The sequence below is a fragment of the Agathobacter sp. LCP21S3_B2 genome (genome assembly GCF_052118705.1).
GTDB lineage: Bacteria > Bacillota > Clostridia > Lachnospirales > Lachnospiraceae > Roseburia.
Map to the genome: position 1 here is coordinate 159,948 of NZ_JBQKGQ010000005.1, position 25,884 is coordinate 185,831.

The window sequence follows — 25,884 nt, forward strand, 5'->3', positions numbered from 1 at the left end:
AGTTAACCATGAGATGTGCGCCCGACCCCAAAGGAGCGTATGAATTTTAACAAACAACTTTTGTTTGGCAAGTATGAGCTCATAAAGAGCTTGGGTACCGGAAGCTCCGGTAGTGTTACACTTGTCAGACACATATCTATGGATCAGGACAGAGCTTTAAAAACTATCCCTAAAGACTCAGCTTTCTCCTCATCCGCTTTATCAGAGGCAAGACTTCTTAAATCTCTCGACCATCCGTCTGTGCCACATATTTATGATTTCGAGGAAGACGAATCATTTTATTATATTGTGGAGGAATATATTGACGGCGAGACTTTAGATGCATTTTTGCTTCATCAACAGTTAATTTCCCCAGGTTTATTTTTTAATATTTGTGAGCAGCTATGTGATGTATTTATATATCTTCACTCACAGACACCGGTTCCTGTAATATACAGGGATCTTAAACCGGAACATATTATAGTATGCCATAATCAGCTTAAATTAATTGATTTTGGAGTATCATCATATGTTTCCAATACAGGAAATAACTTCAATCACTATGGGAATATAGATTTTTCTGCACCGGAAAGCTTTACTGACGATACAATTACAACGGCGGCAGATATTTACAGCCTTGGTCAGCTTCTGCAACATATTCTGACCTTTACCCCCAATAATTTTTCCCATAAGTTCCAACATATTATCCAAAAAGCAACATCATCTGATGTGCCCCTGCGCTACTCCACTGTTGCCGGGCTATATCAGGACTTAAAAAAAATAAAAGAAACCATTGGTCAGCCACATCTCATACACAAAATAGCAGTTTTAGGCAGTAACAGAGGCTGCGGTACCACACATGTGGCCATATCGCTGGCTTGTGAGCTGAATTTTCTTGGTTATCGCGGAATATATATTGATTGTGTCCATGACGGCATCCTCTGCGGTAACCGCGACGAACTAAATATTTTTAATCAAAAAAACGGATATTATTATTACAGAAGCTTTCAGGGCATACCCGACTACTCGGAGGGTATACAATTTGATGTCCCGGACGATGCTATTCTGATATATGATCTTGGCACTGATGTGTGCAACGAGAAAATCTATGATATGGATCTCGTACTATACGTATGCAGCGGCGGGTTCTGGCATCTGAATGATATATTTAAAAATCATTCATTCCTTCAAAAAACAACAGCTACCCTTAAGGTGATATGTAATATGTGCAGCAAAAAAGAAGCCTCAGCTATTGCATCACTTCTTAACTGCAGTGTTTATCATTTTCCTTTTGACAGTGATTTATTTAAAAACACCTCTCAGAAGGAGGCACTAACATTAAAACTGCTTAAACTAAAAGGAGGAGCTTCGCCATCAGATATATTAAAAGGGTATTTAAAAAATTCCATACTTCACCACAGGTAATTGGGGTCTGTGGCATTGAACACAATGTAGGCACCACTCATATATGCCTGGCTCTCTGTAATTATATGAGAAACAGATACAAATATAGAACCGCTTACGTTGAACTAAATGGTACGCATGAGATCTGCGCACTGGCACCGTGTAACGACAAAGAAGTATTTACATATAAAAATGTGGACTTTTATCCTCACGCAATCATTCCCACACTTACAAAGGTTCTAAATATGAACTACGATCGCGTGATAGTTGATTTCGGCATAATAAACATAAATACCTTAAAGGAATTTATGCGGTGTGATGTAAAGCTTTCAGTGTGTACACACAGCAAATGGAATACCGGCACCTTAAGCGATACGCTGAATTTCTTTGAATCAAATAAAATAACAAATTCAAAAGGGCCTAAGCTATTGTTCAATCTCGTGGAAAAGGAAAAAACAATACCAAACCATAATATTAAATACCAAACGGCAGGCTTTCCTTATTTAGAGGATCCGTTCCTCATTAACAGCAGCCTTTTTGGCACTCTGGACAAGATATCAGAAAGGAATTAATATATCACGATGAAATATGACGTCTTAAACCAGTTGTTTATTGATTTTATGTCAGAGGGATTTAGTGGATTTGTACTTATAATCCCGGCCATTTAACCTTGTATTTTTCAGATTATCGGGAGGTGTTTATTTAAGAAAATAGTTTTATTATTGATATTTTGCAGAAACTTATAGATTAGTGAATTAAATTGGGTCAGAGGGAAGCGTATTCATATACTTTAAGGAATTGATGTCAGCTTTACGAATAATTTTATCCCTCTCCCATAGACAAATGCTACAATTAAAACATTATTAAAAGACATATTTAAAAAGAAGATTTATGTGCGCGGATATATTATTTACATCCGCGCCATAAATCATATTATGATTTTCTTAAATTATTACAAACTTATTGCATATTGTTTGAATATGGATTACCACAATGGTATAATAAATGTAATGTAATTATGTAATTATAATTAAGAAAGGATTTCCACACATGAAAAAAAAGATTTTACCGGCAGCCATTATTGTCGGATTGATTATTCTTATTCTAGGAATTATTGGAATTTCGTCACTTATAAGGAAATATACGCCTACAAAGGAAACAGAGGATTTAAATAAGTATTTTAATATTTCATCTGAAGATGAATCAGCACTTATTGTTGATAACACAGTCTCTGACTCGAAGGCTAAACTAATAGATGGTAAAATATACGTGGATTACAATTTCGTTCACGATTCATTAAATTCACGCTTTTACTGGGATGCAAACGAAAACGTATTACTTTATACTACAGCAGCAGATATTGTTTCTGCCGCCGCTGACAGCAGTACTTACACTGTGACAAAGCAGGCCAATGACTTTGGTTATCCTATTGTAAAGGCTACATCGTCATCAGCTCTCATTGCGCTTGACTATGTAAAGCAGTTCTCAAATATAACCTACAAATCATATGACAAGCCTTCCCGCACTGTTATTACGACAAGCTGGGGAAAGATTGAAACTGCATCCACAGCTAAATCCACACAGCTTCGTGTGAAGGGTGGCATTAAAAGTCCTATCCTTAAACAGGTTAAAAAGGGCGAATCGCTGACCATATTGGAAAAAGGCACAAAATGGGATAAGGCTGCCTCCAAGGATGGCATAGTTGGCTATATAAAGGCGAGCACTTTATCAGATATCAAAACCACCGAGCTAAAAAACAATGATTATACAGAGGAAGCCTTCACCCATATAAAGAAGGACAAGGATATATGTCTTGCATGGCATCAGATAACCAACAAATCGTCCAATTCAAAGGTAGCTAATGTCATATCATCCACCAAGGGTGTCAATGTCATGTCACCTACATGGTTTTATCTGAATGACAACAATGGAGGTCTCGCAGATCTGGCAAGCAAGGATTACGTAAATTACTGTCATTCACAGGGCATTGAGGTATGGGGCCTTTTCAGCAATCTTGAGAATAAAAATGTTGATGCTGCATCTGTACTCACACACACATCTACCAGAACCACTCTCATCAATCAGATTATGTCTGCCGCATTCAACTATGAGCTTGATGGAGTAAATATTGATTTTGAAAATATCACTAAGGAGGCCTACGGTGATTCGTATATTGAATTTATCAGAGAGCTTGCTATTAAATGCCATAACAACGGAATCTCACTTTCTGTCGATGTGACTGTTCCTGCAAGCTACAACAAGTTCTTCAACAGGGCTGATATGGCTAATTTTGCAGACTACGTAATCATCATGGGCTACGACGAGCATTATAACGGCTCTGACGCTGGCTCTGTTGCCTCTCTTCCATGGGTTACAACAGGATTAAATGACACCCTGAAAGAGGTGCCGGCTGACCAGGTTATCCTTGGAATGCCACTGTACACAAGGATTTGGGAGCTGACTCCAAAGGATGCTGATAATCCTGTTACAGATACCGCTGACCAATCGCAGTACAATATAACCTCATCTGTATATGGCATGGACGCGGCTGCTGCACAGGTGAGTGGCAATAATGCCACAGCATCACCGGATGAGGAAACCGGACAAAACTACGCTGAGTGGAATGCCAACAATAAGCTCTACAAGGTCTGGCTTGAGGATAATACTTCTCTGGAAAAGCGCCTTGAACTCGTTGACAAAAATAAACTTGCCGGCGCTGCCTTCTGGAAGCTTGGATTTGAAAACTCATCTATATGGGACATTGTAATCAAATATCTTGATTAATGCGGTTACCAAAATAATATGAATATCTGCATAATCTGCACATATAATTTACAAAAACACCCGATGCAATTAATTGATTTAAATGTATCGGGTTTATCTTTGGTTATTGTATGGAATCATCTATTAATTTTTTTAGAAAAAATCGTTACTGTCTGATCCTTGCCCTGTTTATTTTATCTTTTTATTCCGGAAGAAGCATCTGTGCTCTTGCCAAAAATCATGCTGTTACGGCTGATTCTCCAACTATTGTCATAGATGCCGGCCATGGTGGTATAGACCCGGGCAAAATCTCAGCATCCGGTATTGAGGAGAAGGATATTAATCTGAGTATAGCTCTGTACTTGAAGCAGTTGTTTGAAAATCACGGATATAATGTTGTCATGACCAGAACAACCGACTGTGATCTGTCCTCAAAAAACTCTAAGCATCCCAAAACTGAGGATTTATCAAAAAGAACTGCTCTCATGTCACAAAACAATGTGGCTGCCAGTGTGAGCATTCATCAAAATAGCTTCGAGGATTCCTCTTCCTACGGTCCTCAGGTATTTTATTTTTATTCATCTGCGTCAGGTAAAGCCCTTGCCGGTTCTGTCCTTTCTGCTTTAAACGCTTCTCTTGGAATAAAGCAGCCCCGGCAAATCAAAGCTAATAAAGATTATTTCATATTAAAAAAATCCACATCCCCTTCTGTTATTGTGGAATGTGGATTTCTCAGTAATCCGGACGAAACACTGCTGCTTTCTGATAAAACATATCAAAAAAAGCTTGCTCAGGCTATATATATCGGAATTACGGACTATCTTAATCAAGCATATCCGAAATATTTACAATAAACTGCTCTGCAATATTATAAAGACGGCTGGTTTGAACATTGTATGACTTGTTTTCATTTCCATCAAGTGCTCCATGCTCTGCAGTTTTTTTGCTGTTACCGCCTGTGATAAAATTCTCTGCTGAAATATCCTGCATACATACCACCCGCAAATCAGCCGGCTCATTTTCAGCATTTCCGATATTTTCGTCAAATGTTGAAATATTTTTTTCGAGTAACGCTCTTGTGCTGTCCTCACTGGTTATAATTGTACCGGATACTCCATTTTCCTTTGCCTCAAAGGTTGCGGCTATCCTACCCTTTAGGTTATCCTCCATGAATATATCGACAAAGCCTTTTTTATCCTCACCTCTTACTATGCGAAGATTTACTCCGGTCACACCGCCATCTGAATTCTCAACCGGCACTATGTAGTTTTCCTGCTTTGCCATACCCGATGCTATCCTTAGCTGGCTGCAGAGCAGCTTCATTTGTCTGATATCTAAAGAACCTGTTTCTTTGTTCTCTATTATCATATTATCCATGACATGCGCCGCAGTCTCCGCCAGCTCCTCCTGCGCCTTTGCCAGCTCCACCGGTGTCTTCACTGCCTCTGAAAATTGTTCAAGTGTGTCATCTAAAAGCTTTCTGATTACTGCATTGTCTCCCCTTTCCCAAAGCTTTTTTACAGTCTCGGAAGGGTTTTTTATGATTCTCGTTGCCGCCATAAGGTTTGATGCCGTAGTCTTGAAATCATACTTTTCCAAAAAGGCATATGCATTTTCCGGTGATGAAACTGCCTCCTTAAATTGCCTGATCTGTTCTTGTGCATAACGCTCTGACAGTACCTTGTCCTCTTTTGCATCCCAAACTGCCTGCTTCAGCTGCTCCGGTGTCATATCCAGCCATCTTTCATCCGTAGCAAAATCCATCTTTTCAGGTGATATTACATCCATTATATCTCTTATACAGTTTGTATTATACGCAGTCTCTATCTGGACATCTATATGAGTACTCTTGCTTGTGCTGTCTACTCCCGAAAATTCATCGTCTATCTTATAATCCATCCGGTTTTTACCCTTTGTACGGACCGCTGTAAGAAGATTTTTCATGGTAATATCAGCTCCCTGATTTATGAGTGAGCCTATCACTGCACCATCTGACATTTCCACCTGTGTTATCAACCGGTATATTCCAATGTAAGACTCACGTTCCTCATTGGTTATGCCATTTTGCTTTTCAAGCTTCCATAAAAATTCGCTGTATTTTTGTTCCTTTTCATCAGGATTTTCTGATTTTATCTGTCTGGCAGTATCGCTTATTTCCTGCATCGTCATTTTCAGGGGAGAGATGCCTTTTTTTATCATTTCCACCGTTACCGCAGGCGTCATATCCTTAAATGCCCTCTGCACCTGTTCGTCTACGGCCTTTATGCGCAATATATTCTGCTCTGTAATATCTGTATTATTGTACGCAAGTATTCTGACTGCCCTGCGATTTTCATCAATGGTATCCATTCCGATATCCTTAAGTATATCATCCACATTTTGAAATGCTTTGGATATGCTGTCGCCCATGTCTGCTCTCGGTGCTGTCATAAGCGTTTCATAGCCCTGCGATGCCTTCTCAAAGGACTGCTGCAGCTTCTGTCCGTCTGTATATATTTCATTTACGGTTTTCTGATTGGAATCCGGCTGCAGTACATATGCCGGCTGAAGCTTTAACTGTTCAAAAACCTCCGTGACATTTTCATATGCACTCACCCGCTCATCAGCCGCTTTTATGCTGTCATCCGAAAAAATTGCCCTGTAATATTTATTTTCCTGCTCCCTGAGCTGCTCAACAACTCTCTCTATCGGCTCTGTATCTATAGAAATTCCTTTCTTTAACAGAGATAAATTTGCCTCCGCCGTCATATATAGTCTGGCTTCCTCAAGCTTTCTCTGAGCTCTTATCATATCCGGTGAGCTGTTATAATGTTCATTATCTCGTGAATTGTCATTGTTGATATATTTTGTGCTGCCTGATTTATCAGACTGCGATTTCCTCGTTTCTATAGCTATCGCCAGATTCTCTATAGTGACAGGCTCTTTCTCTGTCTCTAGAGAAATCACATCCTCCGGTGTGGCCTCCTTTAAAACATTCTCTGCCTTAATAGCACAGTCTGTTACAAGTCCATCCCGTGACATTGTTGCATCAATTGCTTTTCCACCCAATGCAATAGCCTCTGCCACTGATTTTGCATAGAATGTATCATCAGTTTTTCCTGTATTTAGAGCAATCCTGTCTATTTTATCCGCCAGCAATATATTTTCCGGTGTCACATCAAGCTGATTGTTCAAAAGCCATCTGCACTGATTAATATTTTCTTCATTCTGCTCTATTTTGGCATCATTCAATATCTCATCTATCTGCGGTTTCAGATTCTCAAACTGTGCATCAGATATCTCATAATTTGTGTTCTGCTGCACTGCGGCCCCCTGCATGCTGCTGTAGGTTGCCTTGTATACATTTGAAATCGTAGGCTGCATAGCGTTTTTTACCATATATGCCTTTGTGTCCTGTGATATGTTTTCCAGTTGCTTTGCCTGCATAATGGCATTTTGACAATCACTTATATTTTCATCGGTTGCCGGTACATCATATGTCTTTAGCTGATTTGAAATCATCGTGGCTACCGCTGCATTACCTGTAATATCCGATATCTGCTCCTCACTCAGACTGTCACCGTAAATAGAAATGTCCACTCCGGCCTTTGCAAGCACTACTTTTATTTTATCTGTCTCTGTGACTATCACATCATAGCCATCATCCTTTGCAGAATTATAGTCATCCGTTGTTGTGGTATTTGCCACCACAACCATCTCATTACGTCTGTTTTCTGTAGATTGGCTGCTCTCATCAATCATTCCTTCTGCTATATTTTTATCCTTTGAATCCTTCTTATTCTGTGGCTTTCCATATATAGTGTCTGACATATCCACTGAATTTGAAGTACTGACTGTGGCGGCCTTTTTTTCACAATCTGACTTTACATCGTCCCTTATATAATCAGAAATACCAACACTCTCTGTCTGGGCATTTCCATTTCTTGCATCTATATTTTTGTTGACTACATTTTCTATCTGCATTATTACACTCCGTTTTGCAGCCATAATCATGTATTTGATTCCGGCTTAATATCAGTTTAATGATAACTATTTAATATTATTATCGACAAAAAACGTGCAATAATAAAGACCGCACCTTAAATTGGTGCGGTCCATGTCATGCTTTGACCCTATTATATTATAACAGCATATCTGCAGAGCGATGTACTAATATTTAAATACAGCTACTCCATACGGTGCAAGCGGATAAGCAAACGAGAACGGTCTGCCGTCGCACTCTGATTTTACTGCTCTGTAATCCAGCTTTTTGTAAGACTGCTTCTTTGCCTTTCCCCTGCCCTTTGATGATCTCTTTACGTGCTCATGTGCAACCTTTTCGCCGGTAAACTTTGGATCCTCACTGTCAAGAACGAGCTGATATGTCTTGTGCTTTGGCACTCCGACTCTGTAATCAGGTCTCTCTACCGGTGTGAAATTGATGACAAATAGCATATTATTTTTGCCATCCCTGCTCTTTCTTATAAAGCTGAAGATGCTTCTGTCTGCATCGTTGGCATTTATCCATTCGAAGCCTTCCCAGCTTGAATCCAGCTCGTACAGACAGCGATTTCTTCTGTAGAGATGAAGCAGCTCCTTCACCCAGTTCTGAATCTTTTTATGCTCCGGATTCTCAAGCAGATACCAGTCGAGCTCTCTTTCCTCGCTCCACTCCTGCTTCTGTGCGAACTCCTGTCCCATGAACAGAAGCTTCTTGCCACAGTGTCCCATCATAAATGCATATCCTGCCATGAGGTTTTTGAATTTATCCGCCTCAAGGCCCGGCATTTTGTTGAGCATAGAGCATTTCAGATGCACAACCTCATCGTGAGACAACACAAGGATATAATTCTCACTCTCGTTGTAGCTCATCGCAAATGTCATCTTGTTGTGGTTATATTTACGGAAATATGGATCCAGCTTCATATAATCAAGGAAGTCATGCATCCATCCCATGTTCCACTTGTAGCTGAAGTTCAGTCCATCTTCCTCTACCTTGCCTGTTACTTTTGGCCATGCGGTAGACTCTTCGGCTATCATTACAGTTCCGTGATTTCTTCCAAGTATGAGTGTGTTGATATGCTTGAAAAATTCCACTGCCTCAAGATTCTTATTGCCACCGAACTGGTTTGGAACCCACTGTCCATCTCTCTTTCCGTAATCGAGATAAAGCATTGAAGCAACCGCATCTACTCGAAGTCCGTCTACGTGATAATTTTCTATCCACATCAGAGCGCTTCCAATAAGGAAATTCTTTACTTCATTCTTTCCGTAGTCAAATATCTTTGTGCCCCAGTCAGGATGCTCTCCCTTTCTTGGGTCTGCATACTCATATGTAGCTGTGCCATCAAAATTGGCAAGTCCATGCGCATCCTTTGGGAAATGTGCCGGTACCCAGTCGAGTATTACTCCGATATTATTCTTGTGGCACTGGTCCACCAGATATGCAAAGTCCTCCGGTGTTCCATATCGTGATGTCGGCGCATAGTAACCTGTCACCTGATAGCCCCATGAGCCGTCAAACGGATACTCTGAAATTCCCATCAGCTCAATATGTGTATATCCCATGGTTTTAACGTATGACACAAGTGATTTTGCCAGATCTCTGTATGTATAAAAGCCCTCATCCTCTCTGCCCGGATGTCTCATCCATGAGCCCGGATGACACTCATATATAGCCATAGGTGAAGCATATACTTCTGACTCTGACATTGCAGCTCTTTTGTCCATCCACTCCCTGTCAGTCCATGTAAAATGGTCAATATCCGTGATTATTGAGGCTGTTCCCGGACGCAACTCTGCATAGTTGGCATATGGATCTGACTTGTACAGCTTATCTCCATGCTCTGTTACAATTATAAACTTGTACATCTGCCCCTTTGCAGCACCGGGAACAAAGAGCTCGTACACACCCATTGTCTCCGGCTCAACACGCTTCATTTCATGGCTGGTCTCATTCCAGTCATTGAACTCTCCAAACACATATACTTCCTTTGCGTGTGGTGCCCATACATCAAAGCACACTCCTTTTTTCCCATCCTGCTCAGCCAGATGCGCACCCATTTTCTTATATATATCATAGTGCGTTGCCTGACCAAACAAATAGCAGTCCATTGCTGTAAAATTACACATATATATACCCCCATCAGTATTTTTATTTTTCATAAGATACTATTCTTACAAACAATTACTATTTTTCTTTGAAATGATCCTCTCTGAGGACAATTCTGTCATCATCGGTATATCTCTTGGCAGTGAGTATACTTATTGCCTTCTTCAATCCACTGTGAGCCTCTCTGTCTATGGCCTCATCTATGATTTCCTTTACCTCTGTCAGAGTAGTGGCCTGGTCTATTCTCTCAATATTGCTGATTCTGTTGTGCAATGCCAGTATTGCCATCTCATCTATCTTGTATCCAAGCTCTGTCGAATATGACTTGGCAAATAATACCAGCTCATCATTGGTAAAAATAGGCACAGATATCTTTTCAGTAAATTTTGCGGCAAAGCCTTCATCCATAGATAACGCTCTTTTGATTCCCTTGGATGTGTCCTCTAGAATATAAAGAGTGCCTGTTATATCATGATCCATCAAAAATGACAATTGCACTGCGGTATTACGGTCAATATCTCCGGCTCTCTCTATTATCAGACATCCTCCGGCTATTTTACGCAGTATCTGCTGCGCATCCTTTTTATTAAGTGCCAAGGCATCTATCTTGCCAAGCTTTCCTGTTGACTGCTGTCTAACCTTTTGCAAAACCTTCACAAAGCTTGTGGCCAGCATTGTCTTACCACAGCCCTGCTCACCCTGTATTATAAGGTTACCGCTCGATGCATTACCTTTTTTATTAAGGTGGTCTATAATACCATTATAAGCCTTACAAATCTGATTTTCCATACCTTTTACAGGTATAAAATATGAAAATATTGCTCTTTGTTCATTTGTAAGCTCGTTAATATGTTTACTCTCAATCACTGTTTTGTCATCTTCTTCACTATCTAAATCCTCCGGTAATGAAAGATTAGGCATTTTCCTTGTTTTTGCCATCTCAAGCTTCTTTTCAATTCCCGGATTTTTTGCCGCCATTTTGGCTATTTCCTGCTCTATAAATGATGTTACATGTTCAAAATCTCTTGGTTTTTCCGGCTCTTGTTCCGGTTCTTCATCTGCCTCCTCATTCTTAAGCATATCATCTGTTATTTCCGGCATAAGCATTGTCGGCTGCGCAAGTATCTCAGCTTCCTCTGACTCCTCAGCCACTACGACATCCTCCGGCTCACCGTCAAACTCTTCCACAGCCTCTGGTATTTCAGACTGTGGTTCTTCCACAATCTCCTGTGTTTCAGGCTGTGGCTCTTCTACAATCTCCTGTGTTTCAGGCTGTGGCTCTTCCACGGTCTCCTGTGTTTCAGGCTGTGGCTCTTCTACAGATTTCTGTACAGGTTCCTGTACCTTAGGTATCTCAATGCCCTGCATATATTCATTCTCAAGCAGCTCCTTCGGTGTCGCTCCTGCATCCAGCTTAGGTATAACATCATTGAGTCGCTCCATGATATCCCCGGCCTCCTGAAGTGCTCTCGCCTTCGCAGATTCCAGCTTCTGCTGATTAGCTTCGTTTAATGCTGTTTCAGCAGCACGTTTTGTCTTTTCCCACTCATCCAGCACATCCTGTATAGACATCTGTCCTGTAATCTGGTGCTCAAGCTGGGTCTTTTCATTGATCACCATGGACATCTGTCCATCTGAGTCCTCACCCAGCAGCTCCTTAAAATTCATCCTGAGCGAACTGTCAATTTCCTCATCTGTTGCTATATGCTGCTCCTCGTCGGAAGGCTGTTCACTCTTTTTATCATCATCCTTGTCCTTCAGGAACTTGAGAAATGGAATTTCCTCAACTATTTTTTTAATATTATCCATGGTATCAGCAACTTCATTTTTGCCCTTGGCATCCATAATCTGCTTCATTCCCTTGGCAATCTCTTCCTGAAGATTCACGGTATTAAACTTTTCCTGATTTACTGTAATCTGCGGTATTTTCACATCATCGTGAACTATCTCACCGCCCTTTACCATTTCCATGGCTCCAATCTCAGTAAGCTCGTCTTCATCAGTCTCTGATTCCGGCTCCGCTTCTTTTTTATTCTCCATGGAAATGTTTTCCTTTTCAAGCTTGAACTGTCTGTATTTTTCTTCCTGAGTTTTTGTCAGTGGCTGATAAAGCATTTTCAGCTCTAAAGCACGCTCAACATACGGCCCATCTCCAAACCACAGTATAAGCTCATCACAGGCTTCAACGCATTTGTCCACTTTTCCTGCCTTGTGATAGAGATATGCGAGCTCATAAGCCCACTCCTCCGTATATTCTTCTTCTTTTAATTCCTCAAGAATAGCAATAAGCTCATCAAATGAAGCTCCCTGTCCCTTTTTGATGGCATATCTTAATACATACTTCATATCATCATGAGGTGCTATCTCAACAAACTCATCATAATACTCTGTAGCAGCATCATAATCACCCATCTTGATGGCGACCTCAGCCAGTCTGTATATGATCATCCTGCCGATTGGTGAACGATCATAGGCCATTAAAAGTATGTCCCTTGCATCCTGGTATCTTTCGGCCTTCTCGTATATTTCGCCGATTTTAACGAGTGTATTTACATTTTTAATTTTGTTCCAGTTTATGCTATCTGCAATCTCTGCTGCGCTCATATAGCCCTCCTCGGCGCTTAGGACTTTTATCTGATCCAGCTTGAGATTGTATTCGTATTTATCCACTTATTTCACCTACTCGTATTTAAGCTTATTATTTTTTGTATCTACACCTGTTGTCTTTGTATAATCCCTTGTGTCCTCAGGAAGATTCTTTTTCCTGAGTGCATAATTAACAACTCTTCTCACAATATAGTATATCACAGCAAAGGTTGGAACACCAAATAACATTCCAAGAAAACCAAACATTCCTCCGCCGATTAGTATGGCAAACATAACCCAGAAGGTCGAAAGACCGGTAGATGAGCCAAGTATCTTAGGTCCTATGATATTGCCATCCACCTGCTGCAGCACGACAATAAATATCAGAAGATAAAGCGCATGCCACGGACTCTGAATTACTACTATGAGTAACGATGGAATTGCACCGATAAACGGTCCGAATACCGGAATCACATTTGTGACACCGATAATCACTGCAACAAGCACCGATGATGGAATCCTTAAAATCAGACATCCGAAATATGCAATCACACCGATAATCAGTGAATCTATTATCTTACCGCTTATGAAACCTCCAAAAATCTCATTTGTCTTTCTGATCGTCTCAATGATGATATTGCCTGTCTTTGGCTTGCAGACAGCATATATTATCTTTTTACTCTGTCCTGCGAGAGTCTCCTTAATACTCATCACATAGACCATCACGATTATTCCGATAATAAAATTAAATAAGCCTCTGACTACCGAAATCACACCGGTTGTAATCTGTGCAACATATTTCTGTGCCTCAGGAATCAGCTTTTCTGTGGCATAATTCTCAATGTAGTCGGTTGCATTCTGTAAACCTGTGCTCGCGAGCTCAGCAATTTTGCTGTCCCCGAAATTGCCGTTCTTTATCATGTTGATGAATGCCGCAACATCATTTGGCAGTGTCTTCATAAGTCCCGATATACTTGCTATGACAGAAGGAACAATAGCCGCAATGAGGAGCGAAATAATCGCTACAAGAATAATAACCGAGCCTGTGATTGCAAGAGCTCTTGAAACCTTTCGCAGCTTGCTTTCGCTTTTCATTTTTTTGGAAAGAAGCTTTTTAAAGCATCTTTCCAGCCACAACATGACAGGATTCATCAGGTATGCAAGCACAAGTCCCATTATAATAGGCATTGCTGCCGCAAGCAGCTTGCTCCATATGCCTGCAAAGCCCTCAAATCTGTACAGTGCAAAGAAAAACAGTATACTGACTGCAAACGTGACAAATACCATGACACCTATTCTGATCAGATGTGGCCATTCCCCACGCCCCGGGTGCGAATTCTGCTTCGCACCCTTATCTGCATTTATCTCAATGTTTGATTTTTTACCAGCTTTTCCGGTTTCTTCCATCGGATTAGACTCTCCTTATTTACGGTTATAGTTGATGAGACATCCCTTTAATATTATCTCTCTTTCATCATCTGTGAGCTCACCCATCTTCAGTGTAAATGGCTTTAATTCACCATCCTTGACAACATATGCCTCAAACTCCGTCTTTGCATCCTCGATTTCCTTCCTGATTCCCGGAAGGAAGATATAGTCGAGGTTGTGGAACGGAAGCTCTCCCTCATCGATGATGAATGGAAGCATTCCCCAGTTAATAAGGTTTGAACGGTATCTCTTTGTGGCATACTCGTTTGCGATATTTGCCCAGCCTCCGAGTACCTTCTGGCAGCTGGCAGCCTGCTCTCTTGCTGAGCCGTCACCCGGCTTAACAGCAAAAATTGTGCTTCCGAAGCCCATATTCTCATGGCTTGCCTCAGGGAATTTTTTCTTTACTACTCCCATGATTTCAGCAACCTCAGGAACAGCCTTTCCTGCGCACTCACCACTCTCTATAGCCTTCTGGGCCTTCTGGATTTCCTTTGCTCTGCCTACATACTCAGGATCCTTTCTTGAAAGTGCGAACTCTGCAAGTCCAAGAGGGTTTGAACGATATGATGATGTCTCTCCTGAAGGAATGAGCTCATCTGTTGTAGTAACAGGATCATGAATCTCTGAAACCACCTTAAGGAGCATATTCTCAGGAAGCGCGCTCATTGTCGGCCAGTCCTTGATGTTTGGTCCGAACTGGATTTCAACTGAAGGATCTGCCACTCCGTGGCTGTCAAATACACGATTCTCATATATAGTCTTGTCAAAGAAATATTTTGGCTTTGTAAAGTTGACATCAATATCCGCTGCTGATGTAAGGAAGCCCTTGTTTGCTGCTGTTGCAGCGATTGAACGTGCATCCATGAGTGCCACTGAGCTGATCTGTCCGTTCTGTACCTTAGAACCCTCTCTGTTAGGGAAGTTTCTTGTTGAATGACGGATAGAGAATGCGTTGTTGGCAGGTGTATCTCCTGCACCAAAGCAAGGTCCGCAGAAAGCAGTCTTTACGATTGCACCTGTCTCAAGAAGCTTTGCTACAGCTCCGTTTTTCACAAGCTCCATGTATATTGGAGTAGATGCCGGGTAAACACTCAGTGTAAACTCGTCTGCTCCGATTGAATGTCCGTTTAATATGTCAGCCGCATCGCAGATATTCTCAAATCCACCGCCTGCACAGCCTGCGATGATTCCCTGGTCTACATACAGTTTTCCGTCTCTTACCTTACTCTTTAAATCAAGCTTCACCTTGCCGTCAAAGCTTACCTCAGCTCTCTTCTCACAGTCATCGAGAATATCCATGAGGTTTGCATTGAGCTCATCGATAGTGTAGGTATTGCTTGGGTGGAATGGCATAGCTATCATTGGGCGGATCTGGCTTAAATCAATCTCAATAAATCTGTCGTAGTAAGCCACCTCACCCGGATTAAGCTCCTTGTGATCCTCAGCCCTACCGTGAATCTCAAAGAATTCCTTAACCTGGTCATCTGTTCTCCAGATAGAAGAAAGACATGTAGTCTCTGTTGTCATAACATCGACACCTATACGAAAGTCAACGCTCAGATTAGACACACCCGGTCCTACAAACTCCATAACTTTGTTCTTTACGAAGCCGTTTCCGAATACCTCTCCGATAATTGCAAGTGCGACATCCTGTGGTCCAACGCCCTTGATTGGCTCTCCTGTCAGGTAAATACCTACTACCTCAGGCATATCAATATCATATGTCTGTTCGAGAAGCTGCTTAACAAGCTCAGGTCCACCCTCGCCGACTGCCATAGTACCAAGTGCACCATAGCGTGTATGTGAATCAGAACCAAGTATCATTTTTCCGCCGCCGGCAAGCATCTCTCGTGCAAACTGATGGATAACTGCCTGATGAGGTGGTACATAGATTCCGCCGTACTTCTTTGCACATGTGAGACCAAACATGTGGTCATCCTCATTGATTGTTCCACCAACTGCACAAAGGCTGTTGTGACAGTTTGTAAGTACATACGGGATAGGGAATTTCTCAAGTCCTGAAGCTCGTGCTGTCTGGATGATACCTACAAATGTGATATCATGCGATGTAAGCTTATCAAACTTAATCTGAAGCTTGTCCATATTGCCGGATGTATTGTGCTCCTTTAAAATACCGTAAGCAATTGTCTCCTGCTTAGCTGTCTGTTTGTCGATGTCCATGCCGGTCTTGCTTTTGACAGCTGCCTGAGCCTCTGGTCCATCAATTATTACTTCCTTACCTTTTAAAAGGTAAGCACCATTTTCATATAATTTCACTTATTCTACCTCCGTATGTGTATTTCAAAATTCTTTTATTTACTATTATATAATATTATAGGTAATTGTGGCAATAAATAAATCACCATCTACCTTAATTTCGAATTTTCCTCCCATTAAATGGGTCAGATTCTTTGCAATCGAAAGTCCAAGTCCACTTCCTTCAGTGGTTCTCGACCTCTCTCCCCTCACAAAACGCTCTGTCAGGTCCACATTTCCGTCGCTTACTATGTCAAGCTCGTTCTTTGACACATTCTTTATTGTAAAAACTGCCTTTGTATCTGCCTTTTCAAGCTCTACATATACTCTGGTATTTTCCAGTGCATATTTTGCGGCATTAGTATACAGATTTTCAATAGAGCGGTAAAGCTGACGCCCATCCGCATAGATAAATATCTGTTCTGATGGAATTTTTGTAACTATTGTCAGATTTCTCGACTCAAAGCGCTCATTGAATTCACCTCCGGTCTGGTATAAAAGCTCAACCAGATCAAGCTTTTGCATATTGAGCTTCACATTTCCCGAGGTAATCTTTGATGTCTCTACCAAATCCTCTGTAAGCTGCTTTAAGCGCTGTGACTTTTCCTCCAGCACATGTATATAGTATTTGGCATTTTCATTTTCCAGATTTTCCCTCTTAAGCAGGTCAACATAGTTGACTATTGATGTCAGAGGTGTCTTTATATCGTGTGATACGTTTGTTATTAAGTCTGCCTTTAATTTTTCATTCTTAAGACTCTCATTCACCGAGCTCATAAGACCCTGGCGTATATGGTTGACAGCCTCCGCCACCTTTTTCTGCTGCCCATGAAACTCATTGACATTGAGTGTAGTGTCAAGCGCTCCTTCCGAGATAGCTTCAAGTGCCTCCTGTATGCGCATTATCTCTTTGGTTTTTTGTGTGTGGATATCCTTTTTCTCAATAACTCTTTTCAAAAGCTCATAGCCCTTATACATCAGGCTGTGTGTGCAAAGTATATTGCCTTTTATCTTCCTTACAATGCTCTGGTATAAAATAATAAAAGCCAGATCAAACAAAAAAGTAAATGTGCCTGTCGTCATAATAAGTGATGCATAGTCAAAGTGCTGGTTTTTTACGCCTGAAATCACTTTTCCCATAAATACCATGAGCAGTGTAAATATCACTAGCATCACATCAGAGTATACCTTGTCAATCGGTAAATAGTATATTGTGTAATCATCCTCTGATTTTCTGCCGGCCACGTTTGCCATATATGCCAGGCTCACAAAGCTGCCTACCAGACCCGCAAGCGATATTAGTGCATATATATCAATATTTTCATGCGCATCGTGCCTGAATGCATAGCCTGTGGCAAACACTCCTGTCACCATAAGTATCATGCATAGCTGATGTAAAACTATGACCGCTACTTTTTTTCCTATCGTATACTGCTTCATTTGTTTTCCTCTATCTTATAGCCTACTCCCCAGACCACCTTCAGATAGCGTGGCTCCTTAGGATTTATCTCTATTTTTTCCCTGATATGTCTGATGTGCACTGCAACTGTATTGTCGGCGCCTATCGCCTCCTCGTTCCATATGCTCTCATATATTTCGTTTATGGAGTAGACCTTTCCCTTATTTTTAAGGAGTAAAAGCAGGATATTGTATTCAATCGGTGTGAGCTTTACCTCCTCGCCATCCACAGTCACCTTTTTTAAATCATCATTTACCAAAAGACCTCCGGCTTCATAAACCTTGTCTCCGGCTGCATCATTACTTGACAGAGTGGTATATCTGCGAAGCTGTGACTTTACCCTTGCCACAAGCTCAAGCGGATTAAAAGGCTTTGTGACATAATCATCAGCTCCCACATTGAGTCCGAGAATCTTGTCAGCATCCTCTGTCTTTGCCGATAGAATGATTATCGGCACCCTGCTTTCCTTTCGTATCTGCAAAGTGGCTCTTATTCCATCGAGCTTTGGCATCATGACATCTATTATCATGAGGTCTATTTTTTTATTCTTCATAATTTCAACTGCCTGTATGCCGTCGTAAGCCTTCTCCACGTCGTAGCCCTCCTGCATCAGGTAAATCTCAATTGCCTCAACTATTTCCTTGTCGTCATCACAAACTAATATTGTCATATTATCCTCCTTCTATGAATTTTGATTAGAAACCTTCTCCTGCCGTTAGTCAGCTATATTTTATCAGATTATCCACTTTGTTTTTCTTAAAATCTGCTTAATATTACCCACTTTTAAATATAAGCCAAAAAGCAGCCGTTCTATTTTGAACTGCTGCTTTATAATTTTAATCAGATTTGCTAATTATTTCTATTGCCGGTGATGCTCTGCCACATCTTATGTATTCCGTCTGTGAGCTCCTTGCCCTCCTTTGTGTTGATGACAGGTGGCTTTCCGGCCCGACCGGCAGATGATGTCCTGTAATCCTCCGGCGAAGAGACCTCCGTATCCGATTTTGATGTTTCTTTATTATTGCTTTCGGAATTAGCTGCTGAGTCCATTGTATTGTCTACAATCTTCACATCACCTACTACTCCGTCTCCCAAATCGCCATCATACACTCCGTCTCCATCAAGCATTCCACGCTTTCTGAAATAATCCATATTTACCTTAATTGCAGTCTGACGATTAGCATATATTGACTTTTCTTCGTTGTCAATAGTACGCTCCTCTGCAGGCTTACCTGCATTTTTCTGACGTTCTATCTCCTTATTTCTGTCATCGATAATCTTAAGATACTTCTCCGTATCGGACAAATCCTGAAGCTGTCCCTTGAGCTCATACTGGTTAGTTTTAACTATCTTCTCCTGCTCTGCAATCCTATCCTTCATATTCTTGCACAGCTTTTCAAGTGACTCGTTGGTATCATTGATGATATCACGCACTCTTGAAAGCGCCTCATCCGTATAGATAACCGATGCTGCATACACATCCTCAGCCTTTCTGCTTGCATCCCAGACTATCTTATCCCCCTTCTTTCTGAACTCTCTCTCTGCGTGATTGCGACTCTGCTCAGTAAGCTCATACTCATCCTGCATTGCATATATACACTTATTCAGCTCAGCAAGTAAATCTATCATTTGCTGCTTGTTTATGATCACCCTGCTCGGCTCCGGCTTATACGGCTCTGCCTTTGAGAGCATGATATGAATTTCTCTTAGTACCTTTTCTGTTTTATCGTTCGCATTCATTTTCTATTTCCTCGGATTTAGATTAACAGTAACTATTCAGAACCACTGAGAACAAAAAAGCTGATGTGTCATGCTAGCATGTAAGCAGCAGATTTTCTTGTTCTCAAGGTGGCTCGAATAGAGCCACCCCCACATATATGAGCAAAATTAGTTGCGTAGCAACGAGAAAGCACGAGTATCGTGCGTTTTTGCGAATGTATGTGGGGCGGTTCTGAATACTCACCACTTACCCATATTTTATATGAAAATCCGCTTCTCGTAAATAGCCAAATGAATAATAATGATATGAGGGTCAAAAGGTATTCTGCCCCTCATTTATAATTAAATCAATCCCGCTGCCGCATTTCTCAGTTCGTCTGCCGCATGCTTTATCTCGGCAGCCTGCTCTTCGCTCACATTTCCGGGCTTTATCCTTGAAATAAGCTTCTTCACATATGAAAGTGACGATTTCACACTCTTTTTCTGTACGCTGTCCATAGCCTTTCTTTTTTCCTTGTCAGACATGACATTTTCCACCTGTCGCACAAGCGTATCAGCCTCACTTCTTGCATCAATATAAGCCTTTCTCTGTCCGTCTGTTGCCTCATACTCCTGTGCCTCGCGGATTGCCTGCTCAATCTCAGAATCAGACAAATTTGAGCTTGCGGTAATCGTAATCTCCTGATGCTTTCCTGTGCCCAGGTCCTTTGCAGAAACCTGCACAATGCCGTTTGCATCTATATCAAACGTCACCTCTATCTGCGGCACACCTGCCGGAGCCGGCTTGATGCCCTTTAACCTGAAGTTTCCAATCAGCTTATTGTCCCTTGCAAACTGCCTCTCACCCTGCAGTACCTTTATATCCACAGAGGTCTGGAAGCTTCCTGCAGTTGTAAAAATCTGGCTGTATCTCGTAGGAATAGTCGTATTTCTGTCAATAATTTTGGTTGAGACACCACCAACTGTCTCAATTCCGAGTGAAAGCGGTGTGACATCCATCAGTATAATCTCTGCCGCACTGCTGCCTGCGACAATTGCTCCACCGAGCTTGCCACCCTGTACTGCTGCACCGAGTGCCACGCACTCGTCAGGATTCAGGTTGTGTGAAGGCTCTTTTCCTGTAATTCTTCTGACCTCCTCAACAACAGCCGGCACACGTGTCGAGCCTCCTACCAACAGCACCATTCCAAGCTCTGCTGCAGAAATCCCCGCATCTGAAAGTGCCTGATTTACCGGAATGGCCGTTCTCTCCACCAGATCCTTTGTTATCTCATTAAACTCAGCCCTTGTGAGGTTCATCTCCATGTGAACCGGCTGTCCCTTTACAGTGGTGATAAATGGCAGGTTGATAGTGGTTGAGGATGAGGATGAAAGCACCTTTTTTGCCTTCTCAGCCTCCTCCCTGACACGCTGCATAGCAGTATTATCCTTTCTCAGATCCACATTCTGCTGTCTGTAAAACTCTGTGACAAGATAATTCGTGATTCTCTCATCAAAATCATCTCCACCCAGATGATTATCACCGGCTGTGGCAAGCACCTCTATCAGATTGTCCCCTATTTCGATAACAGACACATCGAAGGTTCCTCCTCCGAGGTCATAGACAAGAATTTTCTGCTGCTGTCCGTGGTCCAGTCCGTATGCGAGTGCCGCAGATGTTGGCTCATTTATGATTCGAAGCACATTAAGCCCCGCAATCCTTCCTGCATCCTTAGTTGCCTGCCTCTGCGCATCCGAAAAATATGCAGGAACTGTGATTACAGCGTCTGTCACTGCCTCACCAATATAGTCCTCTGCATCCTTTTTCAGCTTTCTGAGAATCATAGAAGAAATCTCAGGAGCTGAATACAGCTTTCCGTCCACTTTTGCCCTGAAATCGCTTCCCATCTGTCTCTTTATTGAGAAAAATGTCCTGTCCACATTGACTGCTGCCTGCCTCTTTGCAGCCTCGCCAACCAGTCGCTCTCCATTTTTTGTAAAAGCCACTACAGACGGAGTTGTTCTCTGACCTTCGCTGTTAGTTATGACTACCGGCTGATTGTTCTCCAATACAGCCACACAGCTGTTTGTTGTTCCTAAATCTATACCTATAACCTTGCCCATGATTTTCCTCACTGTTTTTTATATTTAAGTCTCATAAATAATTGATTTTTTTGACTTACTATTTCATCCTAATACTACTTTAAGCTTGGAAAATTCACTCGTCAAGGCATGAGGCTGTTATTTCAGAGAATGTTTATACTTTTAATTTTTAATACACAACATAACAACAAAGGCACCGCCGAAGCAGTGCCTTTGTTGATTAGTTTATAGGTTGGATTAAATGATAATTTAGGATTGCTTATTCACTTACTTTCTTTTTGAGTAATCCGAGTAATCCACATGCAATGAAAGATCCGATTACCAATGCAACAAGATACATTAACGGATTTCCGATTGTAGGAACTACAAAGATTCCTCCGTGAGGTGCCATGAGTGTACATCCAAATGCCATTGAAAGTCCACCTGCCACTGCTGAACCGACTACACATGCCGGAAGGACATGAAGCGGATCAGATGCTGCGAATGGGATTGCACCCTCTGTGATAAATGATAATCCCATGATAAAGTTTGTAGGTCCTGCCTTTCTCTCCTCTGCTGTGAACTTGTTCTTGAATAAGATTGTTGCAAGAGCGATTGCGAGTGGTGGAACCATACCGCCAATCATAACTGCTGCCATGATATTGTAGTTTCCGGCAGCGATTGAATCTATACCAAATACATAAGCGGCTTTGTTTACAGGGCCACCCATATCTACCGACATCATTCCTCCGAGAAGTACTCCGAGCACTACTGCGCTTGCACCGTTAAGTCCATTAAGACCATTGTTGATAGCTGTATTTAAAGCTCCGATTGGAGGCTCAACTACAAACTGCATTATAACGCCTACCAGGAATATACCAAGCAGCGGATAAAGCAGAACCGGCTTCATACCATCAAGACTCTCCGGAAGTTTAGAAAATACCTTCTTTAAGAGGAGCACAATATATCCTGCAACGAAACCTGCTACAAGTGCTCCAAGGAAGCCTGATGTACCGTTTGCTGCGATTGAACCGCCTACAAAACCAACTGCAAGACCCGGACGGTCAGCAATACTCATGGCGATAAAGCCTGCAAGAATTGGAAGCATAAATCCAAATGCTGTTCCACCAATTCCCTTAAACAGCGCTGCGGCCTGCGTAATAGTACCGAAATTTGCTCTCTGCTCAGCCGGCAGTGAATTAAGGTCAACACTGAATCCATCTATAAGGAATGCGATTGCGATAAGGATACCACCACCAACTACGAATGGAAGCATATGTGAAACACCATTCATCAGGTGCTTGTAAATCTGATGTCCAATGCTCTCTTTTCCACCAACTGATGAATGTGAAGCCTCCTTTTTACCTGATGCCTTAAATACAGGAGCATCACCGGAAGCAATTCTCTTTATGAGCTCTTCTGCCTTATTGATTCCGTCAGAAACCTGACACTCAATAACCTTCTTTCCGTCAAAGCGGTCTGTAGGTACATTTGTATCACAGGCAACTATAACACCTGCAGCCTTTGCGATTTCATCATCTGTGAGCACATTTTTGGCTCCGCCTGAGCCTCTTGTCTCAACCTTTATCTGATATCCAAGCTCCTTGGCCTTTTTCTCGATAGCCTCAGCAGCCATATAAGTATGGGCAATTCCTGTTGGACAGGCTGTAACTGCAACGATAAATACATCGTCCTTCTTCACCTCAACAGACTCTTTCGCCTTTGCCTCTTTGGCAGCCTCTTTCTCATCCTTTGCTTTTTCAGCACTATCGATGATATTTAAAAACTCATCAACTGAACCGGCATTGATAAGAGAATTTGTAAACTGCTCGTCCATCAGCATAACAGAGAGCTTGCTAAGCACCTGAAGATGCACATTATCCTCTGTGTTTGGTGCAGCGATAAGGAAAATAATCTTTGCAGGTGTACCATCGAGTGATTCAAAGTCAACCCCATCCTTTACAACCATTGCCGCAAGACCTGCTTTAGTAACAGCATCAGACTTACAATGAGGAATTGCTATACCCATTCCAATTCCTGTTGTGCCTTCCTCCTCTCTTGCAAAAACACCCTTGCGATACTTTTCCACATCGGCTATTTTGCCACTTTTTGCCATCAAATCAATACACTGATTCAATGCTTCGGTTTTTCCGGCAGGCGTACCATTCAAATTGATACTCTCAGCTGCCAATAAATCCCTAATTGTCATACATCATTCCTCCTAATAGAATGTATTAATTATTTATATCAACCTTTTTGATACCGTTTGTTTAATTGGAAGCACTGTCCCATTTATCAATAAGTGCTTCAACCTCAGGCTTTGTAGCAAGCTCCTCAGAAAATGCACTTGCACTTCCTGTACATACTCCATAAATAAATGCCTGCTTATAATCATTTGATTTGAGGTATCCGTATACAAATCCGGCTACCATCGAATCACCTGCACCTACAGAGTTTTTGAGCTTTCCTATAGGAGCCTGTGCCTTAAATTCCTGTCCGTTCTCAGTAACAAGCACCGCTCCGTCACCTGCCATAGAAACAAGCACGTTTCTTGCGCCCTGTTCCTGAAGCTTCTTTGCATATTTTATCACATTGTCCTTGTCTGTAATCTCAACCCCGAATATCTCACCGAGCTCATGATTGTTTGGCTTGATGAGGAATGGCTTATATGCAAGCACATTTGTGAGCAGATTTCTTGTCGCATCAACCACAATATTTATTCCACGGCCATCAAGATGCTTCATGATATCCATATACATTGATGAAGGCATCACATCAGGAATACTTCCTGCGAGCACAAGCACATCAGACTCCTTTAAACAGTCTAGCTTCTCATAGAGTTTTTTAATGTTCTCCTCAGTGATTACCGGTCCCTGACCATTAATCTCGGATTCCTCATTTGAGCGAAGCTTCACGTTGATACGTGAAATACCATCCTCCACCTCTATAAAATCAGTATCAACACCTTTTTTTTCTAGAAGTCTTTTAATTTCATTTCCTGTAAAACCCGCTGTAAAACCAAGTGAAGTATTGCTCATTCCAAGATTCTTAAGAACCATGGAAACATTGATGCCCTTACCACCTGCAAAAATCTTCTCTCCAGTCGTTCTATTGACTACTCCTGTCTTAAAATCTGTTACATCAACTATATAATCTAATGATGGATTAAAAGTAACTGTATAAATCATGTTAGACCTCCTTAATATTTTTATATTTCTTATAGTTGTCATTGATTAGTGCATTTGTAATAATTACAGCATCTTCAAAATCTGCAAACTTGATACTTGATACCTGTGAAAACTTACTGTCATCCGCAAGAATGTATTTCTCCTTGCTATTCTCCATGGATTTCTTTTTAACCATGGCCTCCTTTATCTCCGGAGTCGTAAATCCATTCTTCACAGTAATTCCGTTGGTTCCCCAGAAGCCCTTCGTAAAATTATATTTATCGAGCGTCACAACGGCCTCATCTCCGACAATAGCCTCAGTAGTAGACTTGAACTCTCCACCCAGAATATATACTGTATATCCCCTATTGGAAATTCTCTTGGCATTAGTCAGAGAGTTTGTCACAAAAACCACATTCTTTGCAGTAATATAATCAATCATGACTGCCGTTGTAGTACCGGCATCTATATAAACAAAATCATTATCCACAATAAGTGATGCCGCATATCTGGCAATCTGTTCCTTTTCGCTGCGATTCTGCTTAATCCTGTTGATAACCTTCTCATCCTGAGTATGGATATTAGTGTTATTTGCAATCGCACCACCATGTACCTTGGTGAGATAACCCTTCTTGTCCATTGCAACCAGATCACGTCTGATTGTTGACTCGGATGTATCAAGCTCATCCATAAGCTGCTGAACAGTCACACTTCCCATCGAATCTAATATATCGAGTATTTTTTTGCATCTATCTTCCGCCAGCATCTAATCACCCCCGTTTATCAAATTATTCAAAGACTTATTATATAAGCCATTTATTTAATGCTCATTTTCAAATTACTGTATTAAACATTTCTGTTTGTGATTCCTTATCTTGTCCAAATTCAGCTCTCATTTTTGTCCGGCAACTGCTCATTTCATTGCCACAATTAAGATTACATTTCCGGGGCTTTCTGCCCCGGATTTA

The 25,884-nt window shown here is 41.5% G+C and carries 16 protein-coding genes; 4 read left to right on the top strand and 12 right to left on the bottom strand.

The window, feature by feature from the left end; genetic code table 11:
• Window positions 1-39 precede the first annotated feature (39 nt).
• The 4 genes from ACTQ1L_RS05515 (at window position 40) to ACTQ1L_RS05530 (ending at window position 5,000) form a co-directional block, all read left to right on the top strand.
• Window positions 40-1,404 (top strand): serine/threonine protein kinase, encoded by a 1,365-nt coding sequence (locus ACTQ1L_RS05515; RefSeq protein WP_441365854.1) that lies wholly within the window; start codon window positions 40-42, stop codon window positions 1,402-1,404.
• Window positions 1,405-1,628: 224 nt separating this feature from the next.
• Complete coding sequence (locus tag ACTQ1L_RS05520; RefSeq protein ID WP_321110427.1) at window positions 1,629-1,955, top strand: hypothetical protein; 327 nt, start codon at window positions 1,629-1,631, stop codon at window positions 1,953-1,955.
• Between the two features lie 478 nt (window positions 1,956-2,433).
• Window positions 2,434-4,167, top strand: a complete 1,734-nt coding sequence (locus tag ACTQ1L_RS05525) for a glycosyl hydrolase family 18 protein (protein ID WP_321110426.1) — start codon at window positions 2,434-2,436, stop codon at window positions 4,165-4,167.
• Between the two features lie 110 nt (window positions 4,168-4,277).
• Entirely contained in the window at window positions 4,278-5,000 is a 723-nt protein-coding gene (locus ACTQ1L_RS05530; protein WP_441365856.1) for an N-acetylmuramoyl-L-alanine amidase family protein, read from the top strand.
• Here the strand turns inward: ACTQ1L_RS05530 and ACTQ1L_RS05535 are convergent.
• From ACTQ1L_RS05535 to ACTQ1L_RS05590, 12 genes are all read right to left on the bottom strand, one after another.
• Window positions 4,969-8,109: a DUF6240 domain-containing protein gene (locus ACTQ1L_RS05535; protein ID WP_441365857.1), complete on the bottom strand. Its 3,141-nt coding sequence runs from the start codon at window positions 8,107-8,109 to the stop codon at window positions 4,969-4,971. The two genes, ACTQ1L_RS05530 and ACTQ1L_RS05535, sit on opposite strands and share 32 nt — an antisense overlap.
• Before the next feature lie 186 nt (window positions 8,110-8,295).
• Complete coding sequence (gene glgB, locus ACTQ1L_RS05540; protein ID WP_321110423.1) at window positions 8,296-10,257, bottom strand: 1,4-alpha-glucan branching protein GlgB; 1,962 nt, start codon at window positions 10,255-10,257, stop codon at window positions 8,296-8,298.
• Window positions 10,258-10,315: 58 nt separating this feature from the next.
• A complete protein-coding gene (locus tag ACTQ1L_RS05545; RefSeq protein ID WP_441365858.1) occupies window positions 10,316-12,907 on the bottom strand; it encodes a tetratricopeptide repeat protein in 2,592 nt (863 codons plus the stop codon).
• Window positions 12,908-12,916: 9 nt separating this feature from the next.
• On the bottom strand, window positions 12,917-14,230 hold the full coding sequence (locus ACTQ1L_RS05550; protein ID WP_441365860.1) for an AI-2E family transporter: 1,314 nt from the start codon (window positions 14,228-14,230) through the stop codon (window positions 12,917-12,919).
• A gap of 15 nt (window positions 14,231-14,245) precedes the next feature.
• Entirely contained in the window at window positions 14,246-16,531 is a 2,286-nt protein-coding gene (locus ACTQ1L_RS05555; RefSeq protein WP_441365861.1) for a hydratase, read from the bottom strand.
• A 45-nt stretch (window positions 16,532-16,576) separates the two neighbouring features.
• On the bottom strand, window positions 16,577-17,950 hold the full coding sequence (locus tag ACTQ1L_RS05560; RefSeq protein WP_441365862.1) for a sensor histidine kinase: 1,374 nt from the start codon (window positions 17,948-17,950) through the stop codon (window positions 16,577-16,579).
• Window positions 17,947-18,639, bottom strand: a complete 693-nt coding sequence (locus ACTQ1L_RS05565; protein WP_321110418.1) for a response regulator transcription factor — start codon at window positions 18,637-18,639, stop codon at window positions 17,947-17,949. Before ACTQ1L_RS05565 ends, ACTQ1L_RS05560 begins: the two co-directional genes overlap by 4 nt.
• A gap of 179 nt (window positions 18,640-18,818) precedes the next feature.
• The gene (locus ACTQ1L_RS05570) at window positions 18,819-19,709 is read right to left on the bottom strand and encodes a hypothetical protein (RefSeq protein WP_441365864.1); all 891 of its coding nucleotides are present in this window, start codon (window positions 19,707-19,709) and stop codon (window positions 18,819-18,821) included.
• 321 nt (window positions 19,710-20,030) lie between these two features.
• Entirely contained in the window at window positions 20,031-21,791 is a 1,761-nt protein-coding gene (gene dnaK, locus ACTQ1L_RS05575; protein ID WP_441365866.1) for a molecular chaperone DnaK, read from the bottom strand.
• A 238-nt stretch (window positions 21,792-22,029) separates the two neighbouring features.
• Window positions 22,030-23,958, bottom strand: a complete 1,929-nt coding sequence (locus ACTQ1L_RS05580; protein ID WP_441365867.1) for a PTS fructose transporter subunit IIABC — start codon at window positions 23,956-23,958, stop codon at window positions 22,030-22,032.
• 61 nt (window positions 23,959-24,019) lie between these two features.
• Entirely contained in the window at window positions 24,020-24,937 is a 918-nt protein-coding gene (gene pfkB / locus ACTQ1L_RS05585; RefSeq protein WP_441365868.1) for a 1-phosphofructokinase, read from the bottom strand.
• Between the two features lies 1 nt (window position 24,938).
• A complete protein-coding gene (locus tag ACTQ1L_RS05590) occupies window positions 24,939-25,682 on the bottom strand; it encodes a DeoR/GlpR family DNA-binding transcription regulator (RefSeq protein WP_441365870.1) in 744 nt (247 codons plus the stop codon).
• Window positions 25,683-25,884: the final 202 nt, after the last annotated feature.